The 15,440-nt window shown below is 33.4% G+C and carries 18 protein-coding genes; 6 read left to right on the top strand and 12 right to left on the bottom strand.

Features of this window, described 5'->3' with window-relative positions:
• Positions 1-32 precede the first annotated feature (32 nt).
• The 5 genes from ACQY6M_RS08440 (at position 33) to groL (ending at position 3,792) form a co-directional block, all read left to right on the top strand.
• Positions 33-539 (top strand): LptE family protein, encoded by a 507-nt coding sequence (locus tag ACQY6M_RS08440; RefSeq protein WP_428740708.1) that lies wholly within the window; start codon positions 33-35, stop codon positions 537-539.
• Complete coding sequence (locus tag ACQY6M_RS08435) at positions 533-1,273, top strand: hypothetical protein (protein WP_428740707.1); 741 nt, start codon at positions 533-535, stop codon at positions 1,271-1,273. The genes ACQY6M_RS08440 and ACQY6M_RS08435 overlap by 7 nt, the downstream gene beginning before the upstream one ends.
• Positions 1,274-1,618: a preprotein translocase subunit SecG gene (secG, locus tag ACQY6M_RS08430; RefSeq protein WP_428740706.1), complete on the top strand. Its 345-nt coding sequence runs from the start codon at positions 1,274-1,276 to the stop codon at positions 1,616-1,618.
• Positions 1,619-1,783: 165 nt separating this feature from the next.
• The gene (locus ACQY6M_RS08425; RefSeq protein ID WP_299035733.1) at positions 1,784-2,059 is read left to right on the top strand and encodes a co-chaperone GroES; all 276 of its coding nucleotides are present in this window, start codon (positions 1,784-1,786) and stop codon (positions 2,057-2,059) included.
• Positions 2,060-2,160: 101 nt separating this feature from the next.
• Positions 2,161-3,792 carry a chaperonin GroEL gene (gene groL, locus ACQY6M_RS08420; protein WP_428740705.1) on the top strand — a complete coding sequence of 544 codons (1,632 nt, stop codon included), beginning with the start codon at positions 2,161-2,163 and terminating at the stop codon, positions 3,790-3,792.
• A gap of 76 nt (positions 3,793-3,868) precedes the next feature.
• Here the strand turns inward: groL and ACQY6M_RS08415 are convergent, their stop codons facing one another.
• Complete coding sequence (locus ACQY6M_RS08415) at positions 3,869-4,846, bottom strand: polyprenyl synthetase family protein (RefSeq protein WP_428740704.1); 978 nt, start codon at positions 4,844-4,846, stop codon at positions 3,869-3,871.
• Positions 4,847-4,908: 62 nt separating this feature from the next.
• On the opposite strand from ACQY6M_RS08415, the gene ACQY6M_RS08410 reads away from it, so the two are divergent.
• Positions 4,909-5,430 carry a hypothetical protein gene (locus ACQY6M_RS08410; RefSeq protein WP_428740703.1) on the top strand — a complete coding sequence of 174 codons (522 nt, stop codon included), beginning with the start codon at positions 4,909-4,911 and terminating at the stop codon, positions 5,428-5,430.
• Here ACQY6M_RS08410 and rlmN read toward each other — a convergent pair.
• The 11 genes from rlmN to ade all read right to left on the bottom strand — a co-directional run bounded on the left by rlmN (position 5,427) and on the right by ade (position 15,412).
• A complete protein-coding gene (rlmN, locus tag ACQY6M_RS08405) occupies positions 5,427-6,467 on the bottom strand; it encodes a 23S rRNA (adenine(2503)-C(2))-methyltransferase RlmN (protein WP_428740702.1) in 1,041 nt (346 codons plus the stop codon). The genes ACQY6M_RS08410 and rlmN overlap by 4 nt on opposite strands.
• Before the next feature lie 68 nt (positions 6,468-6,535).
• Positions 6,536-7,585, bottom strand: a complete 1,050-nt coding sequence (queA, locus tag ACQY6M_RS08400) for a tRNA preQ1(34) S-adenosylmethionine ribosyltransferase-isomerase QueA (RefSeq protein ID WP_428740701.1) — start codon at positions 7,583-7,585, stop codon at positions 6,536-6,538.
• Between the two features lie 67 nt (positions 7,586-7,652).
• The gene (locus tag ACQY6M_RS08395) at positions 7,653-8,882 is read right to left on the bottom strand and encodes a 3-phosphoshikimate 1-carboxyvinyltransferase (protein WP_428740700.1); all 1,230 of its coding nucleotides are present in this window, start codon (positions 8,880-8,882) and stop codon (positions 7,653-7,655) included.
• Positions 8,883-8,888: 6 nt separating this feature from the next.
• On the bottom strand, positions 8,889-9,137 hold the full coding sequence (locus tag ACQY6M_RS08390) for a hypothetical protein (RefSeq protein ID WP_428740699.1): 249 nt from the start codon (positions 9,135-9,137) through the stop codon (positions 8,889-8,891).
• Positions 9,138-9,464 carry a nucleotide pyrophosphohydrolase gene (locus ACQY6M_RS08385; protein ID WP_133534768.1) on the bottom strand — a complete coding sequence of 109 codons (327 nt, stop codon included), beginning with the start codon at positions 9,462-9,464 and terminating at the stop codon, positions 9,138-9,140. It abuts the gene before it with no gap.
• Between the two features lie 56 nt (positions 9,465-9,520).
• The gene (locus tag ACQY6M_RS08380; RefSeq protein WP_428740698.1) at positions 9,521-9,898 is read right to left on the bottom strand and encodes a VOC family protein; all 378 of its coding nucleotides are present in this window, start codon (positions 9,896-9,898) and stop codon (positions 9,521-9,523) included.
• Entirely contained in the window at positions 9,895-11,106 is a 1,212-nt protein-coding gene (locus ACQY6M_RS08375) for an MDR family MFS transporter (protein ID WP_428740697.1), read from the bottom strand. The genes ACQY6M_RS08380 and ACQY6M_RS08375 overlap by 4 nt, the downstream gene beginning before the upstream one ends.
• Before the next feature lie 235 nt (positions 11,107-11,341).
• Positions 11,342-12,091: a cyclase family protein gene (locus tag ACQY6M_RS08370; RefSeq protein ID WP_428740696.1), complete on the bottom strand. Its 750-nt coding sequence runs from the start codon at positions 12,089-12,091 to the stop codon at positions 11,342-11,344.
• Between the two features lie 12 nt (positions 12,092-12,103).
• The gene (gene hemW / locus ACQY6M_RS08365; protein WP_428740695.1) at positions 12,104-13,228 is read right to left on the bottom strand and encodes a radical SAM family heme chaperone HemW; all 1,125 of its coding nucleotides are present in this window, start codon (positions 13,226-13,228) and stop codon (positions 12,104-12,106) included.
• Between the two features lies 1 nt (position 13,229).
• The gene (ruvC, locus tag ACQY6M_RS08360) at positions 13,230-13,781 is read right to left on the bottom strand and encodes a crossover junction endodeoxyribonuclease RuvC (RefSeq protein WP_298999316.1); all 552 of its coding nucleotides are present in this window, start codon (positions 13,779-13,781) and stop codon (positions 13,230-13,232) included.
• Between the two features lie 8 nt (positions 13,782-13,789).
• Complete coding sequence (ade, locus tag ACQY6M_RS08355; RefSeq protein ID WP_428740694.1) at positions 13,790-15,412, bottom strand: adenine deaminase; 1,623 nt, start codon at positions 15,410-15,412, stop codon at positions 13,790-13,792.
• Positions 15,413-15,440: the final 28 nt, after the last annotated feature.

Here is a 15,440-nt window from a genome sequence, read left to right as displayed (position 1 = left end):
TTTGTTTATTTTTACAACTCATTCAAATCTAAATGAAAAAAACTCTTTATATAGTATCATTATTTATTGGCTTAACTACCATTATTGGCTGCGGTGCTTACTCTTTTACAGGAGGTAACACAGGAAATGCTAAAACTATTCAAGTTGACTTCTTCCCGAATCAAGCTCCTATAGTAGAACCTACCTTAAGTCAAAAATTTACACAAGATTTACAAGATTTATTTACTCGACAAACTAATTTAACATTAGTAAATACTGGTGGTGATTTACATTTTTCGGGTGAAATTGTTGATTATCGAATTACCCCAATGAGTGCAACAGCACAACAAACTGCTGCACAAAACAGATTGACAATTTCTGTAAATGTAAATTTTGTAAATGCCCTTGAAGAGAAAGATAATTTTGAAAAACGTTTTTCTTTTTATTACGATTATGGAGCTAATCAACAACTAACAGGTTCTGTTTTAGAGACTGCTTTAGACGAAATTTTAGAAAGAATTACACAAGATATTTTTAACGCCTCGGTAGCTAAGTGGTAACGTTGGATACAAATAAATACATACAGTTATTAGAAAAACCTGAATTGATTTCAATAGAACACAATTCGGAGCTGATGGCTATTATCCAACAATATCCTTATTTTCAATCTGCGAGGGCTTTACGCTTAAAAATTTTAAAAAATCAAGAAAGCTACAAGTATAACAATGAACTAAAAGTTACAGCATCTTATACAACAGACAGAACAGTTTTATTTGACTTTATTACCTCGGAAGCTTTTAAAGAGAGTCCTCCAAAAGAGGAAAAAACAAGTTTAAAAGACAAAATTCTCCTGAAGAAAAAAGTAACAGAAGTTAAAACTATTGAAGAAGATTTAGCTATTGGAAAACCACTTTCATTTACCCAAAACGAAACGTTTTCATTCAATCAATGGTTACAATTATCTTCCAAAAAAGTAATTGTTAGAGCCGAGAGCGATCTTCCTAAAGAAGAACCTTCAATAAAGTCTGAACACGAAGCAATTATTGATCGTTTTATAGAAACCGCTCCCAAAATATCACGCCCAAATAAAACATCTGCTCCAGACATTAAAGTAGCCGAAAACCAACAAAGTAATCAGTTAGCTACTGAGACTTTAGCCAAAGTTTATCTAGAGCAAAAGAAATATGACAGTGCTATTCAAGCATATAAAATATTAAGTTTGAAATATCCAGAAAAAAGTGGTTTATTTGCAGACCAGATTAAAAGAATACAAATTTTACAAAACAATAAATAAATGACAACGTATACTTTACTTTTAGTTTTAATATTGATTGTTGCAATAGCATTAATCTTAATTGTAATGGTTCAAAATCCTAAAGGTGGAGGATTATCTTCATCATTTGGAGGCGGTGGTGCTCAAAATATTGGAGGTGTACAAAATACAAACAGTTTTTTAGACAGAACTACTTGGACATTAGCTATTACTATGTTTGCTTTAATTTTATTAGCTAACTTTGCTATTCCAAGAGGTAATGCGGCTGATGCACCTCAATTAGACAACACATTAAACAATGTTGAAACTACAACTACTCCTGCTACTCCAGCAGCCACTGATACTGCTAAAGATAGCGCACAGTAGTTTATATAAAATAGAATATAGAATGCCAACGTAAATGACACGTTGGCATTTTTTTTATATGTAAGTTTGCCTTGTTAGAAAAATTGTCAGCAAAAATCTAATGGCATAATTTCTGACAAAAACTAACCAGTAAATTTTAATTTAATATCAATCAAAAAATATAAAATGGGATTAAACATTAAACCTTTAGCAGACAGAGTTCTTGTTGAACCAGCTGCAGCAGAAACTACTACAGCATCAGGAATCATTATCCCTGACAACGCAAAGGAAAAGCCACAAAAAGGAACTATCGTTGCCGTAGGTAACGGTACTAAAGAAGAGCCTTTAACTGTAAAAGTTGGCGATACTGTTTTATACGGAAAGTACGCTGGTACTGAACTTAAATTGGAAGGAAAAGATTATTTAATCATGAGAGAGAGCGACATTTTCGCTATCATCTAACAATTTCTTTGCTTTTAGCTTTTTGCTATTAGCCACAAATCAAAAAAAATTAAAACTCAGCCAACAGCTGTAAGCTAAAGGCTAAAAAAACTAAAACAAACATGGCAAAAGATATAAAATTTGATATAGACGCTCGCGATGGATTAAAACGTGGAGTAGACGCATTAGCAAATGCAGTAAAAGTAACTTTAGGACCTAAAGGACGTAACGTAATTATTTCTAAATCATTCGGAGCTCCTCACGTAACAAAAGATGGAGTTTCTGTAGCTAAAGAGGTAGAATTAGAAGACGAGCTAGAAAACATGGGAGCTCAAATGGTAAAAGAAGTAGCTTCTAAAACTAACGACTTAGCTGGTGATGGTACTACTACTGCTACTGTATTAGCTCAAGCTATTGTTAAAGAAGGATTAAAAAACGTTGCTGCAGGAGCAAATCCAATGGATTTAAAACGTGGTATTGACAAGGCTGTTGCTGCTATTACTGACGATTTAGCTAAACAAGCAAAAGAAGTTGGTGATTCTTCAGAAAAAATCAAACAAGTGGCTTCAATTTCTTCTAACAACGATTTAGTTATCGGTAATTTAATTGCTGAAGCTTTTGATAAAGTTGGAAAAGAAGGAGTTATTACTGTTGAAGAAGCAAAAGGAACAGATACTTATGTAGATGTTGTTGAAGGAATGCAGTTCGATCGTGGATACTTATCTCCATACTTCGTAACAGATGCTGATAAAATGATTGCTGATTTAGAGAATCCATACATTTTATTATTCGATAAAAAGATTTCTAACTTACAAGAAATCTTACCTATTTTAGAACCAGTAGCACAATCAGGAAGACCTTTATTAATTGTTGCTGAAGATGTTGATGGACAAGCATTAGCTACTTTAGTAGTTAACAAATTACGTGGTGGTTTAAAAATTGCTGCAGTTAAAGCTCCTGGATTTGGAGATCGTAGAAAAGCAATGTTAGAAGACATCGCAATTTTAACTGGTGGTACTGTAATTTCTGAAGAAAGAGGTTTCTCTTTAGAAAATGCAACTTTAGAATTATTAGGAACTGCTGAAACAGTTACTATTGATAAAGATAACACTACAATTGTGAATGGTTCTGGTGACGAAGCACAAATTAAAGCTCGTGTAAACCAAATTAAAGCACAAATTGAAACGACTACTTCTGATTACGACCGTGAGAAATTACAAGAGCGTTTAGCTAAGTTAGCTGGTGGAGTTGCTGTATTATATGTAGGTGCTGCTTCTGAAGTAGAAATGAAAGAGAAGAAAGACCGTGTAGATGACGCTTTACATGCTACTCGTGCTGCTGTAGAAGAAGGTATTGTTGCTGGAGGTGGTGTTGCTTTAGTACGTGCTAAAAAAGTATTAGAAACTATCACTACTGAAAATTTAGATGAAACTACAGGTATCCAAATCGTAAACAGAGCAATTGAAGCTCCGTTACGTACAATTGTTGAAAATGCTGGTGGAGAAGGTTCTGTAGTAATCAACAAGGTTTTAGAGGGTAATCAAAACTTTGGTTACGATGCGAAGTCTGAAACATACGTAGATATGCTAGAGGCTGGTATTATTGATCCTAAGAAGGTAACTCGTGTAGCTTTAGAAAATGCCGCTTCAGTTGCTGGTATGATTTTAACTACGGAGTGTGCTTTAGTTGATATTAAAGAAGATAATCCAGGTGGAATGCCTCCAATGGGTGGTGGAATGCCAGGAATGATGTAGTCGAGAAGCTCGACACCAAAATATTATAAAAAAACCTCGAGAAATTCTCGAGGTTTTTGTTTATATATAATTTCTTTTAAATCTTACGTTCTACAACATAATCAATCATTTGAAGTAATGATTTTTTATACTCTGAATCTGGGTAATTATCTAAAATAGCCAAGGCTTTGTTTTTGTAATCGTGCATTTTGGCTGTAGTATATTCCAATCCACCTTTTTGCTTTACAAAAGCTATTACTTCCTTTACACGCTTCTTGTTAGTGTTGTGTTTTTTTACAGAGTTAATCAGCCAAGATTTTTCTTCTTTAGAACAATTATTCAAGGTATAAATTAACGGAAGAGTCATCTTTTGTTCTTTGATGTCTATTCCTGTTGGCTTCCCTATTTTTTCTTCGGTATAATCGAATAAATCATCTTTAATTTGGAATGCAATACCAATGTATTCTCCAAACTTACGCATTTGCTGTACGGTTTCATTATTCGCACCTACTGACGCTGCTCCAATCCCACAACAAGCCGCTATTAATGTCGCTGTTTTTTGGCGAATAATTTCAAAATATACTTCTTCAGTAATATCTAGTTTGCGCGCTTTTTCAATCTGCAACAACTCCCCTTCACTCATTTCTCTAACCGCGATAGATATGAGTTTTAACAAATCAAAATCTTCATTATCTATCGAAAGTAACAAACCTTTTGACAATAAAAAATCACCTACCAATACGGCAATTTTGTTTTTCCAAAGGGCATTGATTGAGAAAAAACCACGACGACGGTTGCTATCATCAACTACATCATCATGCACCAACGTTGCTGTATGAATCAGCTCTACTACAGAGGCTCCACGATAAGTACGCTCGTCAAACCCCCCGTTAGAAACCATTTTTGCTACCAAAAACACAAACATTGGTCGCATTTGCTTTCCTTTTCTACGGACAATATAATAAGTAATTCGGTTTAATAACGGAACCTTAGATAACATCGAATCTTTGAACTTAGTTTCAAAGAGTTCCATTTCTTTAGCAATCGGAAGTTTTATTTGCTCTACTGGCTTCATCTAGGAATCAAAAATAAGAAATATATTAGGATTTGGTATCTTTGAAAAAAACAATTATTTAGATGAAAAACTTTTTCTTATTCTGTAGTCTTTTCTTACTAATTTTCACCAGTGTTGCTCAAGAAAAAAACACCTCTTTTCCAAATGATTTTTTAGGAGTTTATAAAGGTACATTAGTTATTTCCACTAGTAAGAGCACAAAGGAAATCCCAATGGAATTTCACTTAACAAAAACAGATAGTATACATCGTTTCAATTATATATTATCGTATAATGGTCAACCAAGAAATTACACATTAATCGTTAAAGACTTAGAAAAAGGAATATATGAAGTTGATGAAAACAATGGAATTATTCTTCCTTCTAAACTAGCCAATAAAACATTGTATAGTTTTTTCGAAGTACAAGACAACTTCCTTAGCTCTCGCCTAGCTTTTTCTAAGAATCAATTAGATTTCGAGATTTTGTTTACAGCTACCAAAAACAAAACAACAACAGGTAAAGGAACCAAAGAAATTCCGTTTGTGTACGGATATCCTATTTCTGTTGTTCAAAAAGCTATCTTAAAAAGAGAAAGTCATTAACTCTTATTTGCTAATTGTCCGCAAGCAGCATCAATATCTTTACCACGAGAACGACGTACATTTACCACTATATCGTGCATTTCTAAGTTAGAAATATAATTATTAATGGCTCTTTCTGAAGCTTGTTGAAACTCACCATCATCAATGGGGTTATATTCAATTAAATTCACCTTACATGGAATGTATTTACAGAATTCAACTAACGCATTGATGTCTTCTTTACGATCGTTAATTCCGTTCCATACGACATATTCGTAAGTCACTTTTCGTTGGGTTTTTTCATACCAATACTCCAATGCTTCACGTAAATCTTTTAGCGGGAAAGTAGCATTAAAAGGCATAATAGATGTTCGAACTTCTTCAATAGCTGAATGTAACGAAACGGCTAAATTGAAACGCACCTCATCATCTGCCATTTTTTTAATCATTTTTGGAACTCCAGAGGTTGACACCGTAATTCTGCGCGCCGCCATTCCTAAACCTTCTGGTGAGGTAATTTTATCTATCGCCTTGATTACATTATTATAGTTCATCAAAGGCTCTCCCATCCCCATAAACACAATGTTTGATAATTTATGATTATGGTATAACCTACTTTGCTTATCAATAGCAACTACTTGATCGTATATTTCATCTGCATTTAAATTACGCATACGTTTCAAGCGTGCTGTCGCACAAAATTTACAATCTAAACTACATCCTACTTGACTCGACACACAAGCTGTTGTTCTAGTCTCTGTTGGAATTAAAACTGACTCTACAATCAACCCATCGTGTAACTTTATCGCATTTTTTATAGTACCATCATTACTTCGTTGCATGGTATCAACTTCAATATGGTTTATCACAAAGTTATCATCCAACATTTGGCGTGTTACTTTTGATAAACTTGTCATATCATCAAACGAATGCGCCGCTTTATGCCACAACCATTCATATACCTGATTTCCTCGAAAGGCTTTATCACCATTTTCAACAAAAAAATCACGAAGTTGTTCTTTGGTTAACGCGCGTATGTCTTTTTTCTTCACTGTCATCAGGTACAAAAATACGCAAAACCTCACAAGTAACTTGTGAGGTTTTGCAAATGATTATATAAACTATCTTATAAAATTAACATCGCATCTCCGTACGAGTAAAATTTATATTTTTCTTTGATTGCTTCATGGTAAGCCTCCATCATAAAATCATGCCCTGCAAATGCAGAAACCATCATTAATAAGGTTGATTTTGGCGTATGGAAATTCGTTACCATACAGTTAGCAATACTAAAATCGTATGGAGGGAAAATGAACTTGTTTGTCCACCCTTCATAAGCATTTAACTGCTTGCTAGAAGACACAGAAGACTCAACAGTTCTCATTACAGTAGTACCTACTGCACACACTCTTTTTTTAGCTTCAATAGCTCTGTTTACTATATCTGCGCTTGCTTGAGGAATAATGATTTGCTCTGAATCCATTTTGTGCTTAGATAAATCTTCAACTTCAACAGGATTGAATGTTCCTAATCCAACGTGTAACGTAGTCTCTGCAAAATCAACTCCTTTTATTTCTAAGCGCTTCATTAAATGCTTAGAGAAGTGTAAACCTGCTGTTGGTGCAGCTACGGCTCCTTCATATTTTGCAAAAATAGTTTGGTAACGCTCTTCATCTTCTGGCTCTACCTCACGCTTGATATATTTCGGTAACGGAGTTTCTCCTAAATCGATTAATTTTTGTCTAAATTCTTCATAAGACCCATCAAATAAGAAACGTAATGTTCTACCACGAGAAGTTGTATTGTCAATTACTTCTGCTACTAAGCTATCATCATCTCCAAAGAATAATTTATTTCCTATTCTTATCTTTCTTGCTGGATCTACTAATACATCCCACAAACGATTTTCAGCATTTAATTCACGTAATAAAAATACTTCAATACGAGCTCCTGTCTTTTCTTTATTTCCATACATACGAGCAGGAAATACTTTCGTATTGTTTAACATCATTACATCGCCCTCGTCAAAATAATCGATTAAATCTCTAAATAATTTATGCTCAATCTTTTGTGTGTCACGGTGTAATACCATTAAACGTGCTTCATCTCTGTGCTCTGAAGGATACTCTGCCAATAATTCTTTAGGCAAGTTAAAATCAAAATTTGATAATTTCATTTGTAAAGTTTTCTTAACGGTGGCAAATATACAATTTCAATATAGGGGTTGTCAAGTGATTGCTATTTTATTTTATAACAATACTTTGTATTCCTATACTTGTCATGTCATTCCAAAAGTTACGATACGATTTTGTTACCACTTCTGCATCTAAAATTTCAATAGGAACTTTTAAAGCTAAAGGGGCAAACGCCATTGCCATACGATGATCGTTATAGGTTACTATCTGAATATTTTCTTTTATTAATGAAGATGCTTTCAAATGTAAACTCTCATTGGTTACCGAAATATCTGCTCCTAACTTTGTTAACTCCTCGCGTAAAGCTTCTAAACGATCTGTTTCTTTTATTTTTAAAGTATGAAGCCCTGATAAATCACAAGCAATTCCTAATCCGAAGCAAGTAACTGCTATGGTTTGAGCAATATCTGGTGCATTCTTTAAATTTTCTACCAATGCAATTGAATCATGCTCTTTTTCCTTAGTCAATGTGATAGAATTTTCTTCAAAATTAGTACTGACCCCAAAATGTTGGTAGATTTCTGCCAGACAACTATCTCCTTGTAAACTATCTTTTTTATAAGCTGATAATTTTACCGAAGAACCTACTTTACTCAATGCTATAATCGAATAGAAATAAGACGCCGAACTCCAATCAGACTCTACTACAATTGCTTGTTCTTTTACAACTGATTTTGGTTCAATTTTTATGGTTTGCCTACTAAAATTAGCTTCAATTTCTAGTTGATGTAACAACTGCAAAGTCATATTGATGTAAGGAACTGAAGTAATTTTACCTACTAACTCAATTTCTAGTCCTTTTTGCAAACTTGGAGCTATTAGCATCAATGCTGAAATATATTGACTGCTTACATTTCCGTTAATTGAAACTTTGTTCTTTGTTAACTTCTTACCAGTAATTTTTAATGGTGGATATCCTTCTTTCTCAACATATTCAATTTCAGCACCTAAATCACGTAAGGCATCAACTAAAATTTCAATTGGGCGATTGTGCATACGTTCAGAACCTTGTAATACTTTTGTAACTCCTTCTTGCGTTGCAAAAAAGGCTGTTAAAAAACGCATCGCCGTTCCTGCATGACCTATATCAGCAATCATATTTTTAGATGATAATGCTTCTTGCAAATGATGCGTATCATCAGAATCCGACAGGTTTTTAATCAGTAAATTTGGATATAATTGTTGTAAAATCAACAAACGGTTTGATTCACTTTTTGAGCCTGAAATAGTTATATCTAAAGCTGATTTAAACAACTCTACTTGTAATTTTAAATCCATACAGACTTACTTCATTTTTTTATTAACTATGTACATACTGTAAATTACAGCGATTACAATTTTACTTAACCAAAAACGAATCCACTGTTTGTTTGCAAAATGAACATTGTAAACGGTTTCAAAATCCCCTGAGAAAATAGCTCCTCCCGTTTTAAACAGTAGAGAAAATATTGCTACAATTAATACAAAGGGAATTCCAATCTTTAATACATTGAACCAAAAACTTCCTTTCTGTATGTTTTTTATAAGACTCATCTATTGTAATTTTTCGTTGTTATGATGACGGTCGTGATCGCGTTTTGTTTTAATATCTAATTTCTTATCAAAAGCTTCTTGTAAATTCACTCCTGTTTGGTTTGCTAAACACAACACCACAAACATTACATCAGCCAATTCTTCACCTAAATCTTTGTTTTTATCGCTTTCTTTTTCGCTCTGTTCACCATAACGACGCGCAATGATTCTAGCCACCTCACCTACTTCTTCGGTTAATTGTGCCATATTGGTTAACTCATTAAAATAGCGAACTCCATGGTTCTTAATCCATTCATCTACTTGTTTTTGTGCGTCTTGAATATTCATTTTGTACTGTTTTTAGTATTCTTTGATAAAAGTTTCAAAGATAAAATTTCTTATTTCTACTTAATTCGCCAAGGTGGATTTTTTCTATGCTTTCCTGCTTTGAATAAAATTAACTTATTTCCATCTGGATCTAACAAATGAGCTTCTCTCCACAGCCATGTTTGATCTTTTGGCTGCTGTGTAAATTTTATTCCTTTTTGCTGTAACTTACCTACCAATTCATCTAAATTATCATCTTCAAAATATAAGCTAATACCTTCTCCTTCTGACAATTTCTCTACTTGATGAATAGAAAATGTGGCTTCACCATCTGGAACCTCAAATCGAACATATCTAGGACTTGCATCTACAATAAGATGCAAGCCTAGTTTTTTATAAAACTCTACAGATTTTATCACATCAACAGAAGGAATTGTTACTTGATTTAAGTTCATGCTACTACTTTTTCTCTTTTAACAATTCGAATCAGCATCCATAAAAATAGTACTCCAACTGCTGATAATAGAATCATAAAATTCCAAGTATTATCAAATCCAATATTGTCTATCAATTGCATTCCTGAATTATGTCCAAAAATATGAGACATTGAAAATGCAATGCTGTAATATGCCATATATTCCCCTTGATTTCCTTTTTTAGCTCGCTCCATAACAAACGCATTTGAAAAAGGAAAAGCTATCATTTCACCAATAGTCATTAATAGCATTCCTACCATTAAAATACCTACCCAACCTGTTAAGTTGATTACTACAAAGCTTAACCCTGTTAATAGTAATCCAAAAAACATTAAAAACTCTTTTGAGTATTTACTATCTTCTAACCATTTAATAAGTGGCATTTCTAACAAGAATATTACAAATCCATTCATTCCCATAAGCAGTCCTATTTGTAGTTCTGATAAATGGTGAATATCTTTATAGTACAATGGCATGGTAGAAAAGTATTGCAAGAATATAAATCCAAAAACAAACATTCCTACAAAAAATATCCAAAAAGCTTTATCTGAAAATACAGACTCTGGATTTTCAGCTTTTGTTTCATCTTGGGCTTTTGCTTTTTTAGGATGTAATACATTCATCAACAACATAGTTGCCAAAATACACGTAACACCATCTACCCAAAATAACCCATTATAACCTAACGAAGTTATAATCAAACCTCCTACAGCAGGTCCTGCAGAAAACCCTAAGTTAATTGCTAAACGGATTAATGTTACCGAACGTGTTTTGTTTTCAGGCTTACTGTAAGTACTCAATGCTACAAACATTGCTGGTCTAAATGTATCTGCAACTAACATTACCAAAAAAATACCAATACAGAACCCTATAAATGTATTTACAAATTGCAGAGCGATGAAAAGAACTCCTGTTAACAATAAACTAGTTTTCATCACCTTATAAAAACCTATTTTATCTGTCAACTTTCCTCCTAACCAAGAACCTCCTACAGAACCTAACCCAAAACAGCTCATAATCCAACCCACATCCTTTAATGTAAGTTCTAAACTTGTTGTTAAATACAGCGACAAAAATGGAACTACCATAGTTCCTGCTCTATTTATTAAAGTTATTAAAGCCAACCACCACACCTCTTTTGAGAGCCCTTTAAACGTATTTAGGTAGTTAAAATAAAGTTTTTTCATAGTATTTAGTTAATTATTATTGATTAGTATAAAAATAAAAAGCCCGACTTTACAGTCGGGCTTTTTGTTATAGTTATATTTTATATAAACATAGTTATAATACATGTATAGCCCGATCCTCTCTGTGTCTAACCACAGTCGATTTACATTGCTTATATGTATTAAAAATTGTCATAATTATTTCTTTGTTGAGATGTAAAACTAGTAAAAAAATAAATATACCAACAAAAAAGTTTTAAATAATTTCGTAAAGCGTAGGTTTACTAGGTGTAGCGTCGTTTTCAAACGGAGCAATCATCAAATTTAGAAAATAGGTTCCATCTTTAATATTATTTGAAACATAAATAAATTCGGTAATGGTTGCCTGCATTCTAATTACTCCTTTCGTATTCCAAAAGGCATTATGTGCTAATAATTTCCCTTCGTCCTTCTCTTTATCTACCGAGGGTAAATCAATTAACAAATGCTCAATCCCTTTTTCTTTGAGATACTCTGCAGCTTCTTCTAATAAATAAGGTGGATTTGTATTAGAGTATCGCATCGATTTTTTATCTGATAAATTCGGGATTGTTCTAATTACGATAGCTTCTCTTTTTTTATTTCCTAGAACGTATTGCAATTGCTTTTTTGAAATTACAAAGTCTTTATTTTTTATTTGTTCTGGGGCTATGGTTACCACTTCTGCCAGAAAGAAAAACTTTTCTAAATTCTTATTTATTGAATAAACTTTTTCAGTAATATGACCTACACACTCGGTATGTGTTATATGCGAATGCGGATTAAACTGTATGTTATTAAAATTTACATCAGCTCCTTGTTGTACACTTCCTGTCCAATCACCCTCTGACACTGGATATATTTTAGGATCGTCAAGATACCAAGCATTGATATTTTCTTTAGTAGTATCAATAGCTATTGAAATATCAAGTGGTTTTGATAAATCAATTTTATATTTTTTTGAATTGTGTTCAATAGTTGCTGTCATACTCAAATATACCTAAATTATAAACAACTCACTAGCCAACCCGTCAGCTAGAAATTTTCCTTTTGATGTAGTTTTCAAAACTTCATCTGTGATGACTAATAGACCTTGAGTGATAAACTTTTCAGCATTTTTGAGAAGGTTTTTTCTAAATTCTTCTCCAAAATCTTGTTCGATTTTTTCTAACGACACTCCCCAAATGGTTCTTAATCCTGTCATTAAATATTCATTAAACTGATCTTTTACAGTGAGTTTCTCTTGCTCTAAAGGGAGTTTTCCTTCTTGAATTGCTTTGATATATTTTGCATTGTTGGCTACATTCCAACTACGGTGTGTTTTATTAAACGAATGCGCTGAAGGACCAATACCTATATATTTTTTCCCTAACCAGTAACTTGTATTGTGTTTTGAAAAATAGTTTGGTTTTCCAAAGTTGGAAATTTCGTAGTGTACAAATCCATTTTTAGCTGTTTCTGCTACCAAAATATCAAAATGCTCTTTGGCTACAGCCTCGTCAACATCAGGATACTTTCCTTGCTTAATAAAAGAATCTAAAGCCGTTTTTGGCTCAACAGTAAGCGCATAAGATGAAATATGATTGATTCCGAAATCAAAAGCAGTTTGTAAATTCTCTTTCCAACGTTCATTACTCATATTTGGAACTCCGTAAATCAAATCAATGGTAATATTATCAAAGCTGCCAGTGGCAGCTAACAGGCAATCTTTTGCTTCTTGTGCATTATGAGCACGGTTCATTAATTGTAAATCTTCTTCAAAAAAAGATTGAATTCCAATACTTAAGCGGTTAATTGGAGTTTTAGACAATTGAACTATTTTCTCCTCGGATAAATCATCTGGATTCGCTTCTAAGGTAATTTCTGGATTTGCTACTACTGTATAATTTTCATAGATAGTTGTCAGCAACAATTCTATTTCTTGAATAGACAACAAACTCGGTGTCCCTCCTCCAAAATAAATAGTTTCTATTTCTTCATTTTGCAGTTCTTCTTTTCGCAACTCTAGCTCTTTCACCAAGCAAGCAACTAACTCTTCTTTCTTTTTTAAAGAAGTAGAAAAGTGAAAATCGCAATAATAACACGCTTGCTTACAAAATGGGATATGTAGATAAATTCCTGCCAAATTATTTTACTTTTCCTGGGTTTTGTTTCACAAACGCAGCCCAACCTGTATAGTTCTTGCCTCCAACTTTCGTTCCTGAATTATAGTAATGACATACGGCAGCAGCTAAACCATCAGTTGCATCTAGGTTTTTAGGTAACTCTTTTAGGTTTAATAGTGATTTTAGCATTAACGCTACTTGTTCTTTACTAGAGGTACCTTTACCTGTAATTGCCATTTTTATTTTTTTAGGTGCATACTCCGTTACAGGAATTTGACGTGACAATCCTGCTGCCATAGCTACTCCTTGTGCACGCCCTAGTTTTAACATGGATTGTACATTTTTACCAAAAAAAGGGGCTTCTAAGGCTATTTCATCTGGATTATAGGTATCTATCAACTCAATAGTACGCTCAAAAATGATTTTCAACTTTAGGTAATGATCATCATATTTTTTTAAGAGTAATTCGTTCATTTGAACAAATTCCATCTTTTTTCCTATTACTTTTATAATTCCAAACCCCATAATGGAGGTTCCTGGGTCAATACCTAATATAATTTTCTCTGTCTTCAAACTCTCGCTTATTTAACTTCTAAAGAAGTAAATTTAAATGTATTTCCATCAAACAATCCTTTGTCAGATAGTTTTAAGGATGGAATTACTAACAACGCCATAAAAGATAAAGTCATATACGGAGCTCGCAACTTACTACCTAATTGTTTTGCCATCGCATCCAATTCTGCATAAGCTTTTCCTATTTCAACCGCTGGTTTATCCGACATGATTCCCGCAACGGGAAGCGGAACTACTTTTTCTTCAGAAGAGGTTACAGCGCAAACCCCTCCTCTATTCTCGATTAGTAAGTTTACCGCCTTACAAATCAATTTATCTGAAACTCCAACTGCAATAATATTGTGAGAATCATGACCTACTGAACTCGCTATTGCTCCTTCTTTCAATCCGAAATTTTTAATAAAAGCTATCGAAGGCTCCACGTTTTGATAACGATTTACTACGGTCATTTTTAGCACATCGTTCTCTACATCAGAAACTAAACTTCCATCTTTTATCAACGAATCTGCTTCTATTTCATTTGTCACTAATTCTCCATCTAAAGCTTCAATCACTCGAATCTTTTCAGACGCAGAGTGAAATTCAAAATCAGCTACATTTTTTGCATCAGTATCAAAATTATTCAACACTTCAAAATCTACATGCTCTACAAATGATTTTCCATTTTCAGCCACTAATTCACCATTAATGTATGTTTGGAGTACTTCAAACTTTTGTAAGTCTTTTACTACAATAAAATCGGCATCATCTCCTTCATTTAAAGTCCCAACATCAAGATTGTAATGCTCTACTGGATTAATACATGCTGCTTTTAATACTTTGAATATATCCACTCCTTTAGCTACAGCACGCTTACATAACTGGTTGATATGTCCTAACAACAAATCATCAGGATGTTTATCGTCGGAACAGAACATCATATTTTCATAATGTTCAGGAAGTAAATCGATCAATGCTTCAAAGTTTTTTGCAGCACTTCCTTCTCGAATAATGACTTTCATTCCTTTTTGCAGTTTCTCCAACCCTTCTTCATAGGTAAAACATTCATGATCAGTATAGATTCCCGCTGCTATATATTTGTCTAAATCTTCACCTCTTAATCCTGGTGCATGACCATCTACTGGTTTATTGTAGTGTTTTGCCCAAGCTATTTTTTTCAACACTTCTTCATCTTGATAAATGACTCCAGGATAGTTCATCATTTCTGCTAAATATTTGATATCAGGATTCTGCATCATTTTTTTGATATCTTCTGAATCAATCACCGCCCCTGCACTTTCAAAAGAAGTCGCAGGCACGCAAGATGGTGCTCCAAAATTGAATTTTAATGGGACTTTTTTTCCATTCTCAATCATGAAGTCCACACCTTTTACACCTAATACGTTGGCTATTTCATGCGGATCAGACACCGTTGCTACAGTACCATGTGTAACGGCTATTTTTGCAAACTCCGACGGTACTAACATAGAACTTTCAATATGAATATGGGCATCAATAAACCCAGGCAAAATATAGTTTTCTACAGTATGCTCTACGGGTCTTACTGCTGTAATCTTACCTCCTTCTACCTCTACTTCACCTTTAAAAATTCTTTTATTTTGTATATCAACTATATTTCCTTGTACTATCATGACCTAACTATTTAACTATGCTAAAATA

Origin of the sequence: Tenacibaculum sp. (genome assembly GCF_050290165.1) — a bacterium.
In the GTDB taxonomy this organism is placed as follows: Bacteria; Bacteroidota; Bacteroidia; order Flavobacteriales; family Flavobacteriaceae; genus Polaribacter.
The sequence above is the reverse complement of the archived record's forward strand: the minus strand, read 5'-3'. Positions and strand labels throughout refer to the sequence as shown.